This is a genomic window from Paenibacillus sp. GbtcB18 (genome assembly GCF_019091125.1).
Lineage (GTDB): Bacteria > Bacillota > Bacilli > Paenibacillales > NBRC-103111 > Paenibacillus_F > Paenibacillus_F chitinolyticus.
The window spans coordinates 1-260 of sequence record NZ_JAGXJX010000498.1 but is presented as its reverse complement, the minus strand read 5'-3'; the positions used below and the strand labels follow the sequence as shown (position 1 = coordinate 260).

The 260-nt window shown below is 74.2% G+C and carries 1 protein-coding gene; it reads left to right on the top strand.

Going from position 1 to position 260, the window contains the following annotated elements; genetic code table 11:
• Positions 1–260, top strand: a 260-nt coding sequence (locus tag KVT34_RS30485; RefSeq protein ID WP_217563318.1) for a hypothetical protein, incomplete at both ends; no start/stop codon positions are given.

The following is a 260-nucleotide window of genomic DNA, read 5'->3' as shown; positions in this document are numbered from 1 at the left end:
CGAGTCGTGCCCGCCCCGGAGTTCGTGGCCGACCTCACCGAACGCGCCGAGGACGCGGGCCGACAGGACGCGGCCCATACGGAGACCGCAGTGCCCCTTCCCGTCCCGCCGGGTGGGACGGACCACAAGACCAACCTGGTACGGCTGCGCGGACCGCTGGACCGGGCCCGCCGTGCCGCCCTCGCCGAGATCGGTGCCCGCGTCGTCGCATTCCAGCCGCCCGGAACCTACCGCCTCCGTCTCACTCCCGGCCAACGCGA